This is a genomic window from Streptomyces sp. NPDC024632 (assembly GCF_055559175.1).
Genome location: NZ_JBVHLD010000015.1, coordinates 90,243 through 110,420 on the forward strand (window position 1 = coordinate 90,243; position 20,178 = coordinate 110,420).

Sequence of the window (20,178 nt, forward strand, 5' to 3'; positions counted from 1 at the left end):
TTCTGTCGGCACGCGATCTCCTGTCGGCACGCGGTCTCCTCGAAGACGTCGGTCTCGGCCCCGGGACCGGGCCACTTGTGCGCCGGGGGCGCGGTGGCATCGTCTCCAGGACGGCCCTGGCGCCGCTCTGGAGTTGCCCACGCACTCGGCGGCGCCGACTTGTGCTCAGCCACAAAGGGGGCCGATAGCCTGGGGTGATGGACACTGGCGAGGGCGTCGCGCGGTCGGTGACCCCCGCCGCCGCGTCCTCGGCGGCCGTGGGCACGCTGCGCGACCTGCTGGAGAGCCTGGGACCGCACACGCTGCGGCTCGTCGGCGGTGACCGGGCGCGGTTGGCCCGGCCCGCGGGCGAGCCCGTGGTCCACGGTCCCGACGAGCCGATCCACGACGTGGCGGGGGCTGTCGTACTGCTCACCGGGGGCAGGTCCGATCCCGCCGAGGTGACCGACCGGATACGGCAGGCCGCCGCCGCGGGCGCGAGCGCGGTCGTGGTGAAGGCGTGGGGCCGGGACCTGGGCCGGGCCGTCGAGGCCGCCCGCGAGGCGGACATCGCCCTGCTGTGCACGCCCGACGAGATGGCCTGGCGGCGCCTGGACGCGTTCGTCACCGCGGCCGGTGCCGCTCGGGCCGCCGTCCCCGGGGAGGCGGGCGGCATCGGCGACCTGTTCGGCCTGGCCAACGCGATCGCGGCGTCGCTGGGCGGGCCGGTCACGATCGAGGAGGTCGACGGCCGGATCCTGGCGTACTCCAACCTGCCGGACCAGGAGATCGACGAGATCCGGCGGTTGGCGATCCTCGGCCGCCGGACACCGGAACGGCCTGGCGACGCGGCGAAGTACCAGGCCGTGATCGCCGCGCAGGGCCCGGTGCGGTTCGCCAGTTCGGGTCCGGAGTACGCCGACCGGATGGCCGTCGCCGTACGGGCGGGGCACCAGGTGCTCGGCGTGATCTTCGTCCTGGCGGACCGGCCGAAGCTGGTGGACGACGCGGAACGCGCGCTGCTGGACGCCGCCCGCAGCGTCGCCTTGCACCTGCTGCGGTCGCGGGAGGCGGTCAGCCCCGAGCGGGAGCGGCGCGGCGACGCGCTCCGCGGTCTGCTGGCCTCCTCGCTGGACGCGGCGAGCGCCGCCGCAGCGCTGGCGCTGCCCGCGCGTGCCTCGTTCGTCCTCGCGACGGTACGACCGGTCGCCAGTGAGCTGCGGGCCGCCGACGCCGCCCGCGTCCGCGACCTGATCACGCTGCACGGTGAGCACTGGCACCCGGAGTCGGCGGCCGTGCTGGAGGCGGGCGACGTCGTCCTGCTGCTGCCCGTGCTCGACCCGCCCTCGGACGACCGGGGCCAGGCGCGGCTGGCCGCGCGGCTGCGCAGGCTGGGCACGGACCTGGTGACGGCGGCCCGCAGGTCCGCCGGGGTGGAACTGGTCGTCGGCTTCGGCGCCGTCGTCGACGGCCTCGCTGCCGTCGCCGGGTCCCGGCCGCTCGCCCGGCGGGTCGTGGACACGCTGCTCGACCCGCGCGCCGACCCGCCCCACGGCGGTGTCGCCACCCTCCACGACGTGCGCCCTCAGGTCGTCCTCGCCTGTCTGCGGTCCGGGGCGCCGATCGACGAGGACGTGCTGCGGCTGCCCGCCGTGCGCGCCGTCCTGCGCCACGACGCGGACCAGGGCACCGACTACGCCGGGACGCTGCTGGCGTATCTGGGGTCCGCCGGGAGCGTCGCCGCGACCGCCCGTGCCCTCGGCGTCCACGAGAACACCGCCCGCTACCGGGTCCGCAGGCTGACCGAGATGTTCGGGGTCGCCCTGGACGCGGGCGACGACACGCTCGTGACGTGGCTCCAACTGCGCAACGCCGTGCGCGGCCCCCGGGGCGCACGCGGCTGAGGCCCTTGTCGGGACCGACAAGTCGCGGGGTCGGGCCCGTGGCCTGACGACAACGGCGGGGGCGCCCGCGCCTTCTACCGTTCGGGGCGGAACGGAGGAATCAGATGACATCAACCCTGCTCGCCCACGTCCGCGTCGGCCTCGGCGGCCCACCTCGCGACGTCCTGGTCCGCGACGGGCGCGTCACGGCGATCGGCGCCGTCGGCGGCGTCCCGCCCGAGCCGGACACCGAGGTGATCGCGTTCGCCGACGCCACCCTCGTCCCCGGTTTCGTCGACGGCCATGTGCACATCGAGCAGTGGGTACGGAATCTGCGCGCCGTCGATCTCGGCGCCGCAGGGAGCCCGCGCGAGGCCGCGGTCATGATGCGGGACGGCATACGCGCGGCGCACCGTACCGGGATCGTCTGGGGTCAGGGCATCGTGCCCGCGCTGTGGGAGGAGGCTCCGCACAAGCGGGTCCTGGACGAGCTGGTGGGCGACGCGGCGGTGGCCGTCAGCACCATCGACCTGCACACCACGTGGCTGAGCAGCGCCGCGCTCGACCTGGTCGGCCTGCGCGGGCACCCCACGGGGGTGCTGCGGGAGACGGCATCGATCGAGACCAAGGCGCGGCTGGCGGCGATGGTGCCGCCCGAGGAACTCGACGCCTGGGTCGGGGAGTCCGTCGCCGCGCTGCCCGCGCTGGGCGTCACCGGCCTGACCGACCTCGCCTACGCGGACAACGTCGAGGCGTGGCGCCGCCGGTCCCGGCCCGGCGCGGTGCCGGTCAGGGTGCTGGCCGGCGTCTGGACGCCGTGGCTGGACGGTGCCATCGCCGCGGGGTTCCGTACGGGGCAGGTCGTCGCGGGGACCCACGGGCGGGTGCGGGTCGGGCCGTACAAGATCGTCAGCGACGGGTCGCTCAACACGAGGACGGCGTGGTGCGTCGATCCGTATCCGCACCCGGCCGGGGCCGGTGACGCGTGCGGGCTGTCGCTGGTGCCGCTCGACGAATTGGTCGAGCTGATGGGCAGGGCGTGGGCGGCCGGTCTCGAACCCGCGGTGCACGCGATCGGCGACCGGGCGAACTCCGCGGTGCTCGACGCGTTCGAGCGGGTCGGGTGCCCCGGCAGGATCGAGCACGCCCAACTGGTGAGCGAGCGGGACATGCCGCGCTTCGCCCGGCTCGGCGTGGTCGCGTCGGTCCAGCCGCAGCACGCCGTGACCGACCGGGACGTGGCCGACCTGCACTGGCCGGGCCGCACTGACCGGGCCTACGCCTTCCGCTCCCTGCACGCCGCCGGTGCCCGGCTTGAGCTGGGCTCCGACGCGCCGGTCAGCCCGCTGGACCCGAGGCTGGCCATCGCCGACGCGGTCTTCCGCACCGACGACGACCGGCCCGCGTGGCACCCCGAGCAGAGCATCCCGCTGGAGGTGGCGTTCGCGGCGGCCGGCGCGGGCCGGGGCCCGGTGTCCGTCGGCGACGTCGCCGACCTCGTGGTCATCGGCGGGGACCCGCGCGCGTTCGACCGCGCCGCGCTGCGGACCATGCCGGTGCTGACCACGATGGTCGGCGGCACGCTCACGCACCGGTCGGTCTGAGGGGCCGCCCCCGCGTCGGGCCCGCCCGGCCGCGGTCGGGTGCCGTCCCCGGCGACGGCTTGCCTACGGGCCGGGCGCGTCCTCGGGGGCGCCGATCAGCCGCGACACGCGGGCGCCCAACCGCCGTGCGACGCCCTCCAGTTCCCGTGTCCGCGGCCTGATGCTGTCGGTCGAGCCGACCAGGCAGGCCGCGGCGGCGACCGAGTTGCTGGAGTCGCGTACCGGCGCGGAGATGGAGATGATCCCCAGTTCGTCGATGGACTTCATCGACAGCACGCCGTCGCGCCCGGCGCGGGCGAAGCGCCGCAGGAACTTCTCGACCTGCTCCGGCGGGTGCCTGTTCGGCAGGACCCGGCGCAGCTCGTCGGCCTCGAAGTCCGATGCCAGGGTCGGTCCGCCGTCGGAGCCGATGATGGGGGCGAGGCGCCCGAGCCACGGCGTCATGCTCAACCCCTCGCCGACGCTCTGGAGTTCTTCGACGAGCGTGAGGCTGTGCATCCCGTTCAGCACGGTGATGAACGCGCACACCCCGGTCGTCGCCGCCGCTTCGGCCACGAGCGGCCGGCCCTTTTCGAGGATCATCGGCAGGGTCGCGGCGCGATGCCAGCCGTGCACCGCCCAGCTCGCCTCGAACCGCGCGCCGTCCTTGCTCCTGCGGACGACTCCCGCCCGGCCGCACGACTCCAGCAGGCGGCGGACCCGGTCGGGCCGCAGCCCCGTCCCGGTCGCGATACCGGCCAACGAGTCGCGCCCCGCGGACAGATGCCACACGATCCGCAGTGCCGCCTCAAGGCCCAGCGGGCTGCCGTCGCGGCCGAGCGGACCTCCGGCCGCGATGTTCGGCCGGTCCAGTTCGTCGTCCACCGTGCGTTCGAGCAGCCGCCGCGCCTCGTCGAGCACACGGCGCGCCCGCGGTACGACCTTGGCGGCGCGGCTGACCGGCAGCCGGGCCGCCAGTACGGCGACACATTCGCCGACGGGGCTCATGACCGGCACGGCGATCTCCACGCCCATGCCGATGGTCGACTCGGCGCGGAGCGCCCGCGACGGGCCGTCGGTGTCTTCGAGGCGCGCCGCGCGCACGATCGCGCGCCGGGCGTCGTCGACCGACTCGCCCACCTTGGCGTGCGCGCGCAGGGGCCACACCGACTCGACCGAGGCGACCACCCGCATGCCCTGCGCCGTCGGTGCGGCCAGGCACGCGGTCTCGCCGGTGAGCGTCGCGACGAGCGTCAGCGCCGACCGGACGGACCTGGCGAACGGGGCCGCCGCGCGGCCGGAGAGCTCGATGGCCCGCCGTCCGATGCGGTAGGTCCCGTACGCGCTCCCGCGCTCCAGCAGTTCGAGTTCCGCCAGTTCACCACAGAGCCGGGAAGCGCTGCTCAGCACCGTGCCCAACCGTCCGGCGATCTCCCCGACCGGCATCGGCAGGGTGGGGTCGGGACGATTGCCGACCTGCTGCACCGCGTTCAGTCCCGACAACACATGTGTCGTCATCACCGGGTCCTCGACGATCCGTGTCGCGTGGGCCTTCCGTCGTGGCCGGGGCGACGTGCGTTCCCCGCACCGTAGCAGTGGCCCGCCCGCGCGCCCGGTGGTGCGCCGCCGCGGCGACCGTCCGGCCCGGGCGTTCGCGCAGAACCGTCAATTCGCCGTGCCGCGATTTGCCGGAAACGCATCGTGCGGCGTGACAGCACTTCCGCGGTGCTTATAGTGAGCCAACTCGTTTTGAGCACCGCCGGATTTCCCTTTTCCACAGAACGGAAAACGGCGTATCGGTCCTCGCATGTTGTTCCCGACTGCCGCAAGGAGCCCGACTCACGTGTTCAGCAAACACCTTACTGGTAGACCGGCGACAGCCGTGACAGTAGTGGCCGGATTCGCCATGACCGTCGGCGTCCTCACCGGTTGCACCTCGCATGCCACCGCGACCGCCGATTCCGTGGGCGAGGATTTCATCCGGGGGACGTACGACAAGAGCGTCGCACGACTGGTTCCTTCGGACATCGCGGGAAGGGGCGGGATCGACGTGGCGAGCGGGCCCGGCTATCCGCCGTTCTTGCTGCTCGCCGAGGACGGCAAGACCCTGGCAGGCGCGGAACCCGAGCTTCTGCGGGCCGTCGCCGACGTGCTGGGGCTGAAGGTGAGGTTCGCCGACGTCAAGTTCGACGCGATGATCCCCGGCCTCCAGACCAACCGCTACGACATGGTCGCCGCGGCGCTCAGCATCACGCCCGCCCGGCTGAAGCAGGTCGACTTCGTCAGCGAGTACTCCGGCGGCACCTCGCTGATCGTGGACGCGGGCAACCCCGAGAAGCTGACCCTCGACACGATGTGCGGACACACCATCGCCGTCATGAAGGGCAGCATCTACGCCGAGAACTACATGCCGACGTTCGACCGGGACTGCGTGCGTGCGGGCAAGCCCGCCATCACCGTCTCGGTGTTCCCCGCCCAGGCCGACGCCACGCTCGCGGTCAGCAGCCGCCGCGCGGACGCCAGCATGTCCGACTACGGCCCGCTGTCCTACATCGCCGGGCAGTCCAACGGCCGGCTCGACGTGCTGAACGCGAACTACCTGCCGACCACATGGGGCTACGCGCTCCCGAAGGGCTCCGCCCTGGCGCCCGCGGTCGCCGCCGCGATGAACAATCTGATATCCGACGGCACGTACGGCAAGATCCTGGCCAAGTGGAAAGTGAACCAGGGCGAGATCGCGAAGTCAGAGGTGCACACCGATGGCCAACGCTGAAATGCCCTCGCTCGCGCAAAGAACCGGCGGCCCGGACGGCGGCGTGCTCAAGGTCGCGCGCACCCGGCATTACGGTCAGTGGATCGCGACCTTCGTCATCATTTCCCTGGCGGCCCTCGTCGTCAATTCGCTGATCACGAATCCCCGCTATCAGTGGGACGTCGTATTCAGCTATTTCCGCGATGTGCAGGTGGTGCACGGACTTGTCACGACGATCGTCCTGACCGTCGTCGCCATGGTCGTCGGAATCGTCATCGGCGTCCTGGTCGCGGTCTGCCGTGATTCCAGGAACCGGTCCGTCGCCGCCGCGGCGCTGGCCTACGCCGGATTCTTCCGCGGCACGCCGCTGCTGGTGCAGTTGATCTTCTGGTTCAACCTGGCCGCCCTTTACCCGGTGCTGTCGATCGGCGTCCCGTTCGGCCCGACGCTGGTGTCGGGTGAGGCGAACACGCTGATCACGCCGTATGTCGCGGCGATCCTCGGCCTCGGGCTGAACGAGGGCGCCTACATGTCCGAGATCGTCAGGGCCGGGCTCCAGTCGGTCGACCCCGGCCAGACGCAGGCCGCGCAGGCGCTGGGCATGCGCAGGGGCCAGATCTTCCGGCGCGTCGTGCTCCCCCAGGCCATGCGGGTGATCATCCCGCCGACGGGGAACCAGACGATCTCGATGCTCAAGACGACGTCGCTGGTCAGCGTCATCGCGATCCCGGAGATCCTCTTCCGGGTGCAGGAGATCTACTCGCGGACGTACGAGGTGATCCCGCTGCTGATCACCGTCAGCCTCTGGTACCTCGTGGTGACCACCGTGCTGAGCACGGGCCAGTTCTACCTCGAACGGCATTTCAAGCGCGGTGACACCCACTCCGCCGAGCCGTCGCTGCTGGCGGCGCTGCGGGCCGGGATCGTCCCGCGCAGGGCGAGGGCCGCCGCGCCGACGGGCCCGGCCGGCACCGAGGGAGGCCGCGCATGACCGCCGTCTCCACCCGGCCGATGGTCGAGGCCGTGGGCGTGCACAAGTCCTACGGCGGCAATCGCGTCGTCCAGGGGATCGACCTGACGGTCGCGGAGGGCGAGGTGCTGTGTCTCATCGGCCCGTCGGGGTCGGGCAAGAGCACGTTCCTGCGCTGCGTCAACCATCTGGAGAAGATCGACGCGGGCAGCATCAGCGTCGCCGGCGACCTGGTCGGCTACCGCGAGCACAACGGGTGGCTGCACGAACTACGCGACGCGGAGACCGCCAAGCGCCGCAGCGAGATCGGGATGGTCTTCCAGCACTTCAACCTCTTCCCGCACATGACGGTGCTGGAGAACCTGATCGAGGCCCCGCTCCGGGTCCGCCGGGAGAAGCGCGGGGCGGCCGTCGAACACGCGCGGGCGCTGCTCACCCGCGTCGGGCTCGCCGACAAGGCGGACGCGTACCCGCGGGCGCTGTCCGGCGGGCAGCAGCAGCGGGTCGCGATCGCACGGGCGCTCGCCATGCGCCCCAAGCTGATGCTGTTCGACGAGCCCACCTCGGCGCTCGACCCGGAGCTGGTCGGCGAGGTGCTCGACGTGATGCGGGGTCTCGCCTCGGACGGCATGAGCATGATCGTGGTCACCCACGAGATCGGCTTCGCCCGTGAGGTCGCCCACACCGTGGCCTTCCTCGACGACGGCGTGATCGTCGAGAGCGGCCCTCCCGAGCGGGTGCTGGGCAGTCCGCGGCACGAACGCACCCGTTCCTTCCTGGCGAAGGTCCTGTCATGACAACTCATCGAATCCGGAAGGAAGCACCGTGAGCAACCCGCTGGAGACCTTCGACGTGGCCGTCGTCGGCCTGGGCGCCCTGGGCAGCGCCGCCGCGTACCACCTGGCCAAGCGCGGAGTCCGCACCGTCGCGTTCGAGCAGTTCGACCTCGGACACGTACGGGGCGCGTCGCACGACACCTCACGCATCATCAGGACGTCCTACGGCGCGACCAGATACGTCCGGCTCGCCACGTCCGCGTACCAGGACTGGGCGGACTTCGAGAAGGTCGCGGGCGAGCGGCTGGTCACGGTGACCGGCGGGGTGATCTTCCTGCCCGCCGACGGCCCCTACAGCGCCGGTGACTTCACCGGCAGCCTGACCGAGGTCGGCGTCCCGTACGAGCTGCTGGACCCGGACCAGGTCCGGGCGCGGTGGCCGCAGTTCGACCTCCCCGAGAACGTCGAGACCGTCTACACGCCCGACACCGGGATCGTGAACGCCTCCCGTACGGTGGCCGCGCTCCAGATGCAGGCGCGGGCCCACGGCGCCGAGTTGCGGGCGCGCACGCCCGTGACAGCGCTGAGGCCGGACGGCGCGGGCACCGTACTGGAGACGGCGGCCGGTCCCGTGCGGGCGAGGAAGGTGGTCCTGGCGGCCGACGCGTGGACGAACCGGCTGCTCGCCCCGCTGGACGCCGCGATACCGCTGGAGACGATGCAGGAGCAGGTCACGTACTTCAAGCCCGCCGACGCCGAGGCGTTCGACCCCGACCGCTTCCCCGTGTGGATCTGGGAGGACACCGACTGCTTCTACGGATTCCCCGCCTACGGCGAACCCACCGTCAAAGCCGCCCGCGACGTGTCGAACAACCTGATGACGCCCGAGAACCGGACCTTCGAGCCGTCCGCCGAACTGCTCGACCAGCTCTCGGCGTTCATGGGCGCCACGATCCCCGCCAGCGGCCACGTGCTGCGGACCGTCACCTGCCAGTACGCGATCACGCCCGACCGGGAATTCGTGCTGAGCCCGCTCGCGCGGTACCCCGACATCATCGTCGCCCTCGGCGCGGGCCACGCCTTCAAGTTCACCCCGGCCATCGGCCGCATCCTCGCCGAATTGGCGCTGGACGGTGAATCCACCGACGACATCTCGGCGTTCGCCGCGCCCGGCGCTGCCGCCTGACGGTCTCACAGGCCGGCGTTCCGCGACGGCCGCCGCGGAACGCACAACGGCCCGCCGACTGATGTCGGCGGGCCGTCACGGTACTTCGAGGCCGGTGAGCCTCGGTGGGCGATACTGGGATCGAACCAGTGACCCCTTCGGTGTGAACGAAGTGCTCTCCCGCTGAGCTAATCGCCCGGGACGCCTCGAACCATACAGCGCGACGGGCCCGCCGTTCAAACCACATGCGCGGCGTCGGCGGCGAGCCGCGCGAGCAGCCCGTGGCGTCCGCCGCGCATCATCAGCGCGTGGTTGGCGAGGAAGAGCGGGCGGCAGGGGACGGCGAGCAGCCGCATCAACGGCTTGCGGACGACGACTTCCTGTTCGTAGAGCAGCCGGGTGCGGGTCCCCGGGAGGCCGCCCGGCGTGATCGTCCAGCGGAACCAGCCCTCCAGGTCGCCGGTCATCGCGGCTTCCAGGACCCGCGTACTCGGGTCGTGCCGGACGGATCTGGCGCTGACGACGAGGTCGTACGGGAGGAGGGAGCGGAAGCGCAGCATGCCGGTGGTGTCGCCGGTCTGCCGCACCTCGCGGATCTGGGGCCACCAGACGGGGTAGTCGTCGGGCCGTTCCAGCACCCGGTAGACGGCGTCGGGGTCCGCGTCGAGCTGCCACGTCCTACGGAATCGGTAGTGACTCCAGTCCATACCGCAAGTGTGCGCGATCGAATCCGCGTACGGCGCGGGAACGCAAAGGATCCCGGGGAGCGGTGTGGAAACCGGTCCCCGGGATCCTCGAATCCGGTGGGCGATACTGGGATCGAACCAGTGACCCCTTCGGTGTGAACGAAGTGCTCTCCCGCTGAGCTAATCGCCCGGACGCGTGGACAACTTTACCGCACGTGGGAGGGGCCTCGGACCAGGCTCCCGAGGGCCCGCGACGGGCGCGCGGGCCCTAGCTGTCGGCCCAGGGCGTGTCGAGGCCGAACTGCCACAGGTAGCACCCGGCGAGTCCGGCCAGGGCGAGCACGGCGGCGGTGGTGAGCAGCAGATTGCGCCGCCGCACGCGGGGGTCCAGGGCGGCCCTGGCGGCGTCGGCGACCTTGCGGCGGGTCCAGCGCAGGACGCGCTGGGCCCAGGCGAACTCGGTGGCCCAGATCGCCATGCCGCCGAAGATCACCACCCAGCCGGGGCCGGGCAGCGGGAGCAGGACGACTCCGCCCGCGACGACGGCGAGGCCGACGAGGAAGACGCCGACCCGCCAGGACTGGTGCAGCAGCCGTGACTTCCTGATGAAGCCGGGGGCCCGTGACCCCAGCCGCGAATCCTTGGCCACGGCTCCGCCGGACTCGTCACTCTCCGCAGTCATACCGACAATTTACCCGACCGGCGTTCGTCACCGAAATGGCTGATCGGCCCGTCTCGGGACTAGGCCGGACGAGGTACCAGAAGCCTCACAAACCCCTCAGAGGGGTTTACAACGTCCTCGCAGGTGGCATGTCGATTTCGCCGACGTGCGAATCCCCGAGCGCACACTGAGCGAAAGGCCCTGGCGCTTATGAACACCACGGTCAGCTGCGAGCTGCACCTGCGCCTCGTTGTGTCGAGCGAATCCTCACTGCCTGTACCCGCGGGCTTGCGGTACGACACGGCCGATCCGTATGCCGTGCACGCCACCTTCCACACCGGAGCCGAAGAGACGGTCGAATGGGTGTTCGCCCGCGACCTGCTCGCCGAGGGGCTGCACCGCCCCACCGGCACCGGAGACGTCAGAGTCTGGCCGTCCCGCAGCCACGGTCAGGGCGTCGTCTGCATCGCCCTCAGCTCCCCCGAGGGCGAAGCGCTGCTGGAAGCACCGGCGCGGGCCCTGGAGTCCTTCCTGAAGCGGACGGACGCCGCGGTTCCGCCGGGCACCGAGCATCGTCACTTCGACCTCGACACCGAGCTCTCCCACATCCTCGCGGAGAGCTGAGACCCAGCCCGTCACCGCAGTCCGCGGCCGTCCTACTCGGGGGGACGCCCGGACCCGACCAGCGGAGCCGGACGCTCGCGCCCGGCCCGGCCGCCTGTCATCTCGACACGACTTCGCACGCGATTTCGCTCATGACATCGCTCGTGACGTCGCTCGCCGCGACACGCACGACACCGTCACCCGTCGCGTACGAGACACGCACGACAGCCGTCTCCGTGGGGCCTGCACCCCCACGGCGGCGGCTTTCGCGCGCTAGAGTCACCGGAACGCAGCCGACCGATCACGCCGGCAGGGAGCAGTTCCGTGCTGATCAACCATGACACCAGGTGCGCGCTCGACAGCGTCGTCGACCTCGTCAACACCGCGCCGCAGATCGAGGGCCGGGATTCGCTCGCGGACGTCGCGGACCTCCGCGGCTTCGTGGAGCGCAACCAGGTCAGCGAGGTCGGACGGCTCGACGAGCGCGACCTCACCGCCGTCCACGCCGTACGCGCCCGCTTCACCGCCGTCTTCGGCGCCGCCGACAACGCGACGGCCGCCACCATGCTCAACGCGATGGTCGCCGAGGCGGGCACCACGCCGCGGCTGACCGACCACGACGGCTACGACTGGCACGTGCACTACTTCGCGCCGGGCGCCTCGCTGGCCGACCACCTCGCCGCGGACTGCGGCATGGCGCTGGCCTTCCTCATCGTCGCCGGGGAACGCGACCGGCTGCGGCGGTGCGACGCGCCCGACTGCCGCCGGGCCTTCGTCGACCTGTCCCGCAACCGCTCACGCCGCTACTGCGACAGCCGCACCTGCGGCAACCGGCTCCATGTGGCGGCCTACCGGGCCCGCCAGCGCGAGGCGAGCGCCTGAGCGCGGGCGGCACGAACAGCCGACCGCGGACGCCGCCGCGTGCGTCCGCCCCCGGCCCGCGGCGTCAGAGCAGCAGCAGGTCGTAGATCGCGCCTGCCCCGAGCAGCCCTCCGATCACGCACAGGAACAGCATCAGCGGGGGCTGCGAGAGGGCGTACAGGCACCCCTGCGGCTCTCCCTCCCCCGCCCTCGCGGCGGGTTCACGACCCTCGGCGCGCGGGCCTGGAACGACGTTCTCGACAGTGGATTCGGCACGGTCCGGCCGCGGAGGGGAGAGACGATCCCCGGAGGTGGGCAGCACAGGCCGATGATCGCGCAGAGAACGATCACTCGTCTCCCAACACGCCAACTCCCAGGGGTGTTTCGGACCCCCACACCCGTTCGAAGAGGGCCGTGCGGCCCACGCCTTCCGGTCAGATACCGCGCCGCTTGAGGATCTCCTCGACGTCGGCGAAGTCGGACAGACCGCTGTCCGCCGAGGCGCGCCGTTTCGTGCTCGGGCGGGAGGAGGCGGGCAGCGCGGGGCTGGAGGCGCCGGGCACGGCCGCCGGGGGCTGCTGCCCCTCCTCGGGTCCGACGCGCGCGGCGATCAGCCGGGTGACGCCGTACAGCAGCACGGAGACGCCGATGACGCCGAAGCCGAGCCAGACGGTGGGCTTGAAGATCAGGTCGGCCGCCCAGTTGCCGGTGGCGGTGCCGATCTTGCGGCCGAGGGTCACGAGCCCCGCCATGGCCAGGCCGACCGGCAGCAAGGACACGGCGGCGATGCGGGTGGCCCGCAGATAGCGTCGGCGGTAGGCGGTCTGCACGGCGATGGCCAGGCCCGCGGCGGACAGGACGGCGCATAGGGCGGTGGTCAGCATCCCGAGGCTCCTGCGGCAGTTGCGGATGGCCCCGTGAGGTCCGGCCAAGGGCCCGCACGAGGTCGCGTCCTCCCATCCTGCCTCGACACGGGCGCGCGAGGCCACGGCGGGGGGCCGGGTTCAGGGGGATCTCGGGGGTGCCTCCTCCCCGAGTGGGAGACTTGGACCATGGATCAACCCTCCCCCGCCGTGTCGCGTCCCCCCGTCCTCGAGGTCTGGTGCGAGCTCCAGTGCCCGGACTGCCGCACCGCCCTGGACGACGTCCGCGCGCTGCGCGAGCGGTACGGCGACACGCTCGACATCCAGCTCAGGCACTTCCCGCTGCCCAAGCACGCGCACGCCCTGGCCGCCGCGCAGGCGTACGAGGAGGCGTACGAACAGGGCAGCGGCTGGCCGTACGCGGAGGCCGTGCTGGCCAGGGTCGAGGAACTGGACAGCCGCGGTGAGGCGCTGCTGGTCGAGGTGGCCCGCGATCTCGGCCTGGACGCCGACGAGGTGGACACCGCGCTGATCGACGGCCGCCACCTGCTGGTCGTCGACTCCGACGAGGCGGAGGGCAAGGCCATCGGCGTCACCGGCACGCCCACGTATGTGATCGGCGGCGAGCGTCTGGACGGCGGCAAGAGCCAGGACGGGCTGCGCGAGCGGATCACGGCCATCGCCGACCGCCTGCTGGCCGAGGCGGGCTCGGCCGTCCCCGGCCCCGGCCCGGCCACCGGCGACGACGCGCAGGTCTGCCGGATCCCCGGCCGCGACTAGACCGGCGCCGGGCCCATCGGGGTCGGGATCAGACGCGGGCAGCGGGCACGGGACCGGGCTCGGGCTCAGACGCGGGCAGCGGGGTCGGGTTTGGGCTCGGGTCCGGGCTACAGCAGCGGCTTCGTCAGGTGCCGCACCGTCGTGCCGTAGCCCAGCGACTCGTACAGCCGCAGCGCCGGTGCGTTGCCCGCGAAGACGTCGAGGGCGACGGCGGGGGCCCTGGCCTCCCGGCAGGCGTTCTCGGCGGCGAGCATGAGCGTACGGCCGTGTCCGCGGCCCCGGTGCGCGGTGTCGACCTCGACGGCCAGCACCCACGCGGGCGCGGCACGGTCGGCCTCGTCGTACAGCCGCAGCGCCACGCGGCCGACGGTCACACCGTCGTGCGCGAGGGCGTACAGCGCGGCGCCCGGAGTGTCCCGGCCGCGCGGCAGCACGTGGTCGAAGGCGGCGGCCTCGCGGGCCGCCGCCTGCTCGCGCGGCATGCCGCGGTCGACCAGCGAGGCGATGAACTCCTCCGCGCTGTGCGCCCGCCACGGCCCGTGCTCGGCGGCGGTCAGCGGGCGGGTGCGGCTGCCTGGGGGCAGCGGGTGCGGCGGGGCGGGCTCGCGCAGTGACTTGAGCATGCCGCGGGCGCGTTCGACGTAGCCGAGCGCGGTGGCCAGCCGCAGCCCGTACTCGGCGGCGGCAGGGACCGAGACCTCCGCCCGCGCGCAGCCCCACAGCCGCAGCACCTCCTCGGCGGCCAGCGCGGCCACGGTGCCGCGCCCGCGCCGCCGGTCCGGCTCGTCGACGGCCAGCGCCGCGATCCGCCCGGTGCCGGGGCCGAGCCCCGGTTCCGCGCTCAGCTCGACACCGCCGACCGGGCGGCCGTTGACGCAGACGGTGAAGGCGCGGGCGCGACCGCCGTCGGGCGCGCGCCGCTCCGGGCCCGCGGGTCTGAGGGTCGTCGTCATGGTCGCGCTCCCGGGATGTCGCCGTACCGATCGCATGGGGTGCCGGGTGACGTTCTACCGCGCCCGGCGGCCGCCGTGCCGGGACTTGGGGGACCTACGGGTTCGGATCGGCCGCCGCGCGCTCGGCGAAGATCCGCATGGCCTTGGCCGTGACGGGCCCCGGAGCGGCGGACAGCCGACGGTCGTCCGTCCGGTGCACGCCCTGCACATCGCGCAGCGACGAGGTCAGGAAGATCTCCTCCGCCCGGTCGAGGACGTCGAGCGGCAGGTCGGTCTCCTGCGCGCCGGTCCAGTCGATCACCAGCTCGCGGGTGATCCCGGCCAGGCAGCCGGACGCCAGCGGCGGGGTCAGCAGCCGGCCGTCGAGGACGACGAAGACATTGGACCCGGTGCCCTCGCAGAGCCTGCCCCGGGTGTTGGCGAACAGCGCCTCGCTGGCGCCGTGTTCGTGCGCCCGCGCGAGAGCGACGACGTTCTCCCCGTAGGAGGTGGTCTTGAGCCCGGACAGCGCGCCCTTCTCGTTGCGCGCCCACGGGACGGTGACGACGGCGGTGGTGTCGGGGCGTACGGACGCCTCGCCGAGCGCCACGACCAGGGTGGTGCCCGCGTCGCCGCGGTCGGAGCCGAGCGGCGACGGGCCGCCGGTGTACGTGATCCGCAGCCGTCCGAGCGGCATCGGGTTCGCGGCGAGCACGGCGTCGCAGGCGCGGCGCACCTCGTCCTGGTCGGGCTCCGGCAGGCCGAGACCGCGGGCGGACCTGGCGAGCCGCTCCAGGTGGCGGGTGACCGCGAAGGGCCGGCCCTCCACGGCCTTGAGCGTCTCGAACACGCCGTCGCCGACCGTCAGTCCGTGGTCGAACACCGACACGGTGGCGTCCGCGGTGTCCCGCAGTCCGCCGTCCACCCAGATCTTCACCGAAGCATCCCTCCGCTTGTCTCCTGGACTCCCGACGCTACCGCCAGCAGCCTGGCCGCCTTCAATTCGGTCTCGGCCCACTCGCCTTCCGGATCCGAACCCCAGGTGATCCCGGCACCGGTGCCGAAGCGCAGCAGGGGGGCGCCGGGGCCCGTCCTGTCGATCCAGAACGTCCGGATGCCGACGGCCAGTTCACCGGTCCGCCGGTCGGCGTCGACCCAGCCGATCCCGCCGCAGTACGGGCCGCGCGGGGCGGTCTCCAGCTCGCCGAGCACCCGCAGCGCGCTCGACTTGGGCGCGCCGGTGACCGAGCCGGGCGGGAAGGCGGCGGCGAACAGCTCCGGCCATCCGGCGTCGGGGCGCAGCTCGCCGCGGACGGTGGAGACCAGGTGCACCAGGCCGGGGTGCGGCTCGATCGCGCACAGCGCGGGCACGGTCACCGAGCCGGTGGCGCAGACCTGGCCGAGGTCGTTGCGCACCAGGTCGACGATCATGACGTTCTCCGCGTGGTCCTTGGGCAGCAGCTCGTCCGCGGTCCGCGCGGTGCCCTTGATCGGCCCCGACTCGACCGTCGCGCCGTCGCGCCGCAGGAACAACTCGGGCGAGGCGGTGGCGATCTCGACGCCGTGCGCGGGCAGCCGAATCGTTCCGGCATACGGGGCCGGGTTGCCGCGGGCCAGGACCGCGGACAGCGCGTCGATGTCCGGGCCGCCGTACCCGCCCCGGCTCTCCGCCTCGGGCAGCGGCGCGGTCAGGACCCGGCAGAGGTTGACCTGGTAGACCTCTCCGGCCGCGATGCGCTCGCGGATCGCGCGCACCCCGGCCACATAGGCCGCGCGGTCCAGCGAGGAGGTCCACGCGGCGGGGTCGGGGCCGCGCCAGGGGCGGGTCCGGGGTGTGGAGGGGGCGGGGTCGCGGCGTACGTCGCCGAAGCGGGCGCAGACCGTACGGCCCTCGAAGTCGGCGGCGACCGCCCAGAAGCCCGTGGAGTCGAGCGCGCTCAGGTCCGCGGTGACATCCCGCAGGTCGGAGGCGACGAGGCCGCCGAAGCGGGCCATGGGGGCGAGGTCACGCACGGGGCTTCCCTGGTGGACGGCGAGTGGACGACGAGAGGGCCGAACCGGTGCTCGGCGGCAGGTGGAGCCGAGTCTAGGCGGGGCGCCGTCGCGGTGCTCCGCCGGTCATGCGCCCGTCATTGGCCCGGCACGCTGCGGAAACCAGTTTTTGAGCTTGACCGGGAATCCGCTAGAGTTCACCACGTCGCCGGGACACGAGAGTGCCCCGGAGCTACGGCGCCTGCGGACGTGGCTCAGTTGGTAGAGCATCACCTTGCCAAGGTGAGGGTCGCGAGTTCGAATCTCGTCGTCCGCTCGACGTGGGGGATCTTCCCGAACCCCCGCTGTGTTGGTGGAGTGGCCGAGAGGCGAGGCAACGGCCTGCAAAGCCGTCTACACGGGTTCAAATCCCGTCTCCACCTCCAAGGACGATTAGCTCAGCGGGAGAGCGCTTCCCTGACACGGAAGAGGTCACTGGTTCAATCCCAGTATCGTCCACTGGACCCCACAGGGTCCTGGAGAAAGATCCCGCGCGATTAGCTCAGCGGGAGAGCGCTTCCCTGACACGGAAGAGGTCACTGGTTCAATCCCAGTATCGCGCACGCGTCATCAGCACCATCCGCGTCACCCGCACGACCGAGGACGATTAGCTCAGCGGGAGAGCACTTCCCTGACACGGAAGGGGTCACTGGTTCAATCCCAGTATCGTCCACGCGCAGGACACCGAGGGCCGGAAGCGATCGAGCTTCCGGCCCTCGGTCGTGCGGGTCCACTCGGCTGTGCGTGTCCACTCGGTCGTGCGGGTCCCTCGGCGGTGCGGGTCCCCTCGGTCGCGGGAGGACCGCCTCCGTCGTCGGGATCGGGGTCAACTGGCCCCGGAAAAGCGCAATGCCCGGGTATCTCGCGATACCCGGGCAAACGCAGTCGTCCGCCGTACCCCCGTCCCCACGGGGTTCACCGGTATGTCCCCGGCCCGGACCGCTCTTCCGGGCCTGGGGCGTTGTGTCAGCGCCCCATCAGGCCGGCTACGGACGACGCTTGTGTGACCACCGCGTCCACTCCACCGAAGAAGTAGGCGAGCAGCGCTGCCAGCGGCAGCACCATGGCCGCCGCCACCAGCGGATGCCGGGTGCCGGTCGGACGGGCGCCGACGATCATCGCCCTGCCGCCGCGCACGGCACGCGCGGTGCGTTCCACCGTGTTCGCCATGGCCCTCTCCAGAGGTGTGGTGTGGTCAGATCTTCTGTTGTCAGATTTGGGGCGGCGGACGTTTGACCTCGGGGGACGAGTGCTTCGCCCGCCGCTTGACCTCAACATTAGGGGCGCGACGGCGGCCGGTCGTCATGCCCTCGTACCCCTTTACCGGCCTCCCGGAGGATGACGGCGAGCGGCCCGGATACTCCCCTGGGTGGAGGAGGCGACCTAGGTCACCAGGGGTATCCCGGAGGGGACACCGGGCGGGAGGGGCGGCTTTTCCTGAGGAGGGGTCCGGGACGGAGTCGGTAGCGGGGCGGGTGACAGGGCGGTGACGGGGTCGGGCGACGGTGCGGTGACGGGGCGGCGCTCAGCCCGCCTGCTCGACCTCGCGCGGTACCGGCTGCTCCACCAGGGCGAGCACCCTGGTGGACATGAAGCGGGCGGTGCGGACCACCGTCCCATTGCGGGTGACTTCACTCACTTCCACGACACCTCGGCGCACCGCCGTCTCCACTCTGCGGCCCGCCCGGGTGGCGATGACCTCATAGGTGCGGGTGGTGTCCCCCGCGTCGACGACTATCTCCACACGATCACCTTTCACGGCGTCATTCCCCCTTGGCAGACGGTCCGTTGGCGAAGCGGGCGCGGTGCTGACCACCCGTCGGACGGGCGCGCTCCCACCTCTCAAGGATCCCACCGGGCACTGACAATTAGCGCCCGCGCGCCTGCGGGGCATCAGCGCGCGGGGGGACTTGAGTCCGTAAGCTGTGGGCGGCCGGCCCAGCGGCCGGTCAGTTCAGTGGAGTGGGGCCTCCCCCACCGGAGGCAGGGGACGGACGGACATGGCGATGATGCGGCTCCGGCGCGAGGATCCGCGGGTCGTCGGCGCGTTCCGGTTGCACCGGCGGCTCGGGGCGGGCGGCATGGGCGTGGTCTACCTCGGCGCGGACAAGCGCGGGCAGCGTGTCGCGCTGAAGGTCATCAGGCCCGAGCTGGCGGAGGATCAGGAGTTCCGCTCGCGGTTCGCCCGTGAGGTGTCCGCCGCCCGGCGGATCCGCGGCGGCTGCACGGCCCGGCTGGTGGCGGCCGACCTCGAGGCCGAACGTCCGTGGTTCGCCACGCAGTACGTGCCGGGGCCGTCCCTGCACGACAAGGTCGCCGAGGGCGGCACCCTGCCCGCCGCCGAGGTCGCCACGATCGGCGCGGCCCTCGCCGAGGGGCTGGTCGCCGTGCACGAGGCCGGGGTCGTGCACCGCGACCTCAAGCCGTCGAACATCCTGCTGTCCCCCAAGGGCCCGCGGATCATCGACTTCGGCATCGCCTGGGCGACCGGGGCCAGCACGTTGACGCACGTCGGTACGGCGGTCGGCTCGCCCGGCTTCCTCGCGCCCGAGCAGGTGCGCGGCGCCGCGGTCACCCCGGCCACCGACGTCTTCGCCTTCGGCGCCACCCTGGCGTACGCGGCGACCGCCGACTCGCCCTTCGGGCAGGGCAGTTCCGAGGTCATGCTGTACCGCGTGGTGCACGAGGAGCCGGATCTGACCGGCGTGCCCGACGCGCTCGCGCCGCTGGTCTACGCGTGCCTGGCCAAGGACCCCGAGGAGCGGCCGAGCACCGTGCAGCTCTCGGAACGGCTCGCCGAGATCGCCGCCCGCGAGGCCCGCGGGATCGGCGCGCCGCGCCGCGAGGGGCTGCCGAAGGCGGCCGGGCCGCGCCCGGAGCGGCCGACCGGCCGCAGGGCCGAGGAGTACGCGCAGCAGCACACCGAACGGCGGCCGGCCGGCGGGCCGACCAACGGGCGTACGGGTCCCGGTACCGCGCCCGGCCGCGGCAGCCGTACGGGCGGTGGCCAGGGGCCGCACGGCACCGGGGCCGGTGCCGGGGGGCAGGGCGGCGCCGGCACGTCAGGGGGGCGCTCCGGGTCGCGTACGCCGCCGCCTCGGCCGCCCGGCCCCCGGTCCTCCGGGACCCGCACCCCCGCCGCCCGGACGCCGACCGGGCGGCGTCCCGGTGCCAGCCCGAAGCGGCGCCTGTTGCGCCAGCGCGTCTTCGTCTTCGTCATCGTCACCCTTCTCGCGGCCGTCATCATCGCCGCCGCCCAGGGGTGCCACCGGCTCTCCCGCGGACTCGGCGTCCCGCCCACGGTCACCGTCTCGGCTTCCGCCGGGGATTCAGGCCCCTAGGGCTGCCGCCCGGGCGGCCCGATGTCGACTTCCGTCACGGCCGATCGCGCCGTTCCCCCGGGTGGGTGCCACTTTCGGCCGTGCGGACAGTCCCGGCCGGCCGTGGCTCGTCGCGCAGTTCCCCGCGCCCCCAGGTCAGTGCCACATTCCCGCCATGGGAACAGCACCGGCCCGTTGCGCTTGCGCGCGCAGTTCCCCGCGCCCCTACGGGACCCCACCCGGCGTCCGGAGGGCGGGCTTTTGAGGGGCGCGGGGAACTGCGCGACCAGCCCACGCCGGGGCGCGGGGAACGGCGCGGGGGGCCAGGGTGGG

At 72.7% G+C, this 20,178-nt stretch carries 20 protein-coding genes and 7 tRNA genes; 15 read left to right on the forward strand and 12 right to left on the reverse strand.

The window, feature by feature from the left end; all coding sequences use genetic code 11:
* Positions 1-197 precede the first annotated feature (197 nt).
* Together ACZ37P_RS27970 and ACZ37P_RS27975 are read left to right on the forward strand one after the other, a co-directional pair.
* Positions 198-1,883, forward strand: coding sequence for a PucR family transcriptional regulator (locus tag ACZ37P_RS27970; RefSeq protein WP_467349150.1), 1,686 nt, complete (start codon positions 198-200; stop codon positions 1,881-1,883).
* Between the two features lie 104 nt (positions 1,884-1,987).
* Positions 1,988-3,466 carry an amidohydrolase gene (locus ACZ37P_RS27975; RefSeq protein ID WP_467349152.1) on the forward strand — a complete coding sequence of 493 codons (1,479 nt, stop codon included), beginning with the start codon at positions 1,988-1,990 and terminating at the stop codon, positions 3,464-3,466.
* 63 nt (positions 3,467-3,529) lie between these two features.
* On the opposite strand, the gene ACZ37P_RS27980 is transcribed toward ACZ37P_RS27975, so the two are convergent.
* Positions 3,530-4,963, reverse strand: a complete 1,434-nt coding sequence (locus tag ACZ37P_RS27980; RefSeq protein ID WP_401307064.1) for an IclR family transcriptional regulator — start codon at positions 4,961-4,963, stop codon at positions 3,530-3,532.
* 364 nt (positions 4,964-5,327) lie between these two features.
* Between ACZ37P_RS27980 and ACZ37P_RS27985 the strand changes: the two genes are divergently transcribed.
* From ACZ37P_RS27985 to solA, 4 genes are read left to right on the forward strand one after another with little or no spacing between them, the layout of a single operon-like run.
* On the forward strand, positions 5,328-6,218 hold the full coding sequence (locus ACZ37P_RS27985; protein WP_467349154.1) for an ABC transporter substrate-binding protein: 891 nt from the start codon (positions 5,328-5,330) through the stop codon (positions 6,216-6,218).
* A complete protein-coding gene (locus tag ACZ37P_RS27990; protein WP_467349156.1) occupies positions 6,205-7,188 on the forward strand; it encodes an amino acid ABC transporter permease in 984 nt (327 codons plus the stop codon). The genes ACZ37P_RS27985 and ACZ37P_RS27990 overlap by 14 nt, the downstream gene beginning before the upstream one ends.
* Before the next feature lie 20 nt (positions 7,189-7,208).
* Positions 7,209-7,964, forward strand: a complete 756-nt coding sequence (locus tag ACZ37P_RS27995; RefSeq protein ID WP_467349213.1) for an amino acid ABC transporter ATP-binding protein — start codon at positions 7,209-7,211, stop codon at positions 7,962-7,964.
* A 28-nt stretch (positions 7,965-7,992) separates the two neighbouring features.
* Entirely contained in the window at positions 7,993-9,129 is a 1,137-nt protein-coding gene (solA, locus tag ACZ37P_RS28000) for an N-methyl-L-tryptophan oxidase (RefSeq protein WP_467349158.1), read from the forward strand.
* Between the two features lie 105 nt (positions 9,130-9,234).
* Here solA and ACZ37P_RS28005 read toward each other — a convergent pair.
* The 4 genes from ACZ37P_RS28005 to ACZ37P_RS28020 form a co-directional block, all read right to left on the reverse strand.
* A tRNA-Val gene (locus ACZ37P_RS28005) sits at positions 9,235-9,306 on the reverse strand.
* 38 nt (positions 9,307-9,344) lie between these two features.
* Positions 9,345-9,815 (reverse strand): SRPBCC family protein, encoded by a 471-nt coding sequence (locus ACZ37P_RS28010; RefSeq protein ID WP_355332571.1) that lies wholly within the window; start codon positions 9,813-9,815, stop codon positions 9,345-9,347.
* 97 nt (positions 9,816-9,912) lie between these two features.
* Positions 9,913-9,984, reverse strand: a tRNA-Val gene (locus ACZ37P_RS28015).
* 78 nt (positions 9,985-10,062) lie between these two features.
* Positions 10,063-10,476: a TIGR02611 family protein gene (locus tag ACZ37P_RS28020; protein ID WP_355332573.1), complete on the reverse strand. Its 414-nt coding sequence runs from the start codon at positions 10,474-10,476 to the stop codon at positions 10,063-10,065.
* 189 nt (positions 10,477-10,665) lie between these two features.
* Here ACZ37P_RS28020 and ACZ37P_RS28025 point away from each other — a divergent pair, with 189 nt between their 5' ends.
* Positions 10,666-11,079: an SsgA family sporulation/cell division regulator gene (locus ACZ37P_RS28025; RefSeq protein WP_003959770.1), complete on the forward strand. Its 414-nt coding sequence runs from the start codon at positions 10,666-10,668 to the stop codon at positions 11,077-11,079.
* A gap of 303 nt (positions 11,080-11,382) precedes the next feature.
* Positions 11,383-11,940 carry a CGNR zinc finger domain-containing protein gene (locus ACZ37P_RS28030; protein WP_467349161.1) on the forward strand — a complete coding sequence of 186 codons (558 nt, stop codon included), beginning with the start codon at positions 11,383-11,385 and terminating at the stop codon, positions 11,938-11,940.
* 64 nt (positions 11,941-12,004) lie between these two features.
* On the opposite strand, the gene ACZ37P_RS28035 is transcribed toward ACZ37P_RS28030, so the two are convergent.
* Entirely contained in the window at positions 12,005-12,241 is a 237-nt protein-coding gene (locus ACZ37P_RS28035; protein WP_355332579.1) for a hypothetical protein, read from the reverse strand.
* A gap of 112 nt (positions 12,242-12,353) precedes the next feature.
* Complete coding sequence (locus ACZ37P_RS28040) at positions 12,354-12,803, reverse strand: hypothetical protein (RefSeq protein ID WP_355332582.1); 450 nt, start codon at positions 12,801-12,803, stop codon at positions 12,354-12,356.
* 168 nt (positions 12,804-12,971) lie between these two features.
* On the opposite strand from ACZ37P_RS28040, the gene ACZ37P_RS28045 reads away from it, so the two are divergent.
* The gene (locus tag ACZ37P_RS28045; RefSeq protein WP_467349163.1) at positions 12,972-13,562 is read left to right on the forward strand and encodes a DsbA family protein; all 591 of its coding nucleotides are present in this window, start codon (positions 12,972-12,974) and stop codon (positions 13,560-13,562) included.
* 107 nt (positions 13,563-13,669) lie between these two features.
* Here ACZ37P_RS28045 and ACZ37P_RS28050 read toward each other — a convergent pair whose 3' ends face one another.
* The 3 genes from ACZ37P_RS28050 to ACZ37P_RS28060 form a co-directional block, all read right to left on the reverse strand.
* Positions 13,670-14,515, reverse strand: a complete 846-nt coding sequence (locus tag ACZ37P_RS28050) for a GNAT family N-acetyltransferase (protein WP_467349165.1) — start codon at positions 14,513-14,515, stop codon at positions 13,670-13,672.
* Between the two features lie 94 nt (positions 14,516-14,609).
* Positions 14,610-15,431 carry an aminotransferase class IV gene (locus ACZ37P_RS28055; RefSeq protein WP_355332590.1) on the reverse strand — a complete coding sequence of 274 codons (822 nt, stop codon included), beginning with the start codon at positions 15,429-15,431 and terminating at the stop codon, positions 14,610-14,612.
* Entirely contained in the window at positions 15,428-16,507 is a 1,080-nt protein-coding gene (locus tag ACZ37P_RS28060; protein WP_355332593.1) for a chorismate-binding protein, read from the reverse strand. Before ACZ37P_RS28060 ends, ACZ37P_RS28055 begins: the two co-directional genes overlap by 4 nt.
* A gap of 222 nt (positions 16,508-16,729) precedes the next feature.
* Here ACZ37P_RS28060 and ACZ37P_RS28065 point away from each other — a divergent pair.
* The 5 genes from ACZ37P_RS28065 (at position 16,730) to ACZ37P_RS28085 (ending at position 17,198) form a co-directional block, all read left to right on the forward strand.
* Positions 16,730-16,802, forward strand: a tRNA-Gly gene (locus tag ACZ37P_RS28065).
* 35 nt (positions 16,803-16,837) lie between these two features.
* A tRNA-Cys gene (locus ACZ37P_RS28070) sits at positions 16,838-16,911 on the forward strand.
* 1 nt (position 16,912) lies between these two features.
* Positions 16,913-16,984 (forward strand) — tRNA-Val (locus ACZ37P_RS28075).
* Between the two features lie 32 nt (positions 16,985-17,016).
* A tRNA-Val gene (locus ACZ37P_RS28080) sits at positions 17,017-17,088 on the forward strand.
* Between the two features lie 38 nt (positions 17,089-17,126).
* Positions 17,127-17,198 (forward strand) — tRNA-Val (locus tag ACZ37P_RS28085).
* A 293-nt stretch (positions 17,199-17,491) separates the two neighbouring features.
* Here the strand turns inward: ACZ37P_RS28085 and ACZ37P_RS28090 are convergent.
* Together ACZ37P_RS28090 and ACZ37P_RS28095 are read right to left on the reverse strand one after the other, a co-directional pair.
* Positions 17,492-17,695 (reverse strand): hypothetical protein, encoded by a 204-nt coding sequence (locus ACZ37P_RS28090; protein WP_188285448.1) that lies wholly within the window; start codon positions 17,693-17,695, stop codon positions 17,492-17,494.
* Positions 17,696-18,050: 355 nt separating this feature from the next.
* Entirely contained in the window at positions 18,051-18,284 is a 234-nt protein-coding gene (locus ACZ37P_RS28095; RefSeq protein WP_188285447.1) for a hypothetical protein, read from the reverse strand.
* Positions 18,285-18,525: 241 nt separating this feature from the next.
* Here ACZ37P_RS28095 and ACZ37P_RS28100 point away from each other — a divergent pair, with 241 nt between their 5' ends.
* Positions 18,526-19,866 carry a serine/threonine-protein kinase gene (locus tag ACZ37P_RS28100; protein WP_355332597.1) on the forward strand — a complete coding sequence of 447 codons (1,341 nt, stop codon included), beginning with the start codon at positions 18,526-18,528 and terminating at the stop codon, positions 19,864-19,866.
* Positions 19,867-20,178 lie beyond the last annotated feature (312 nt).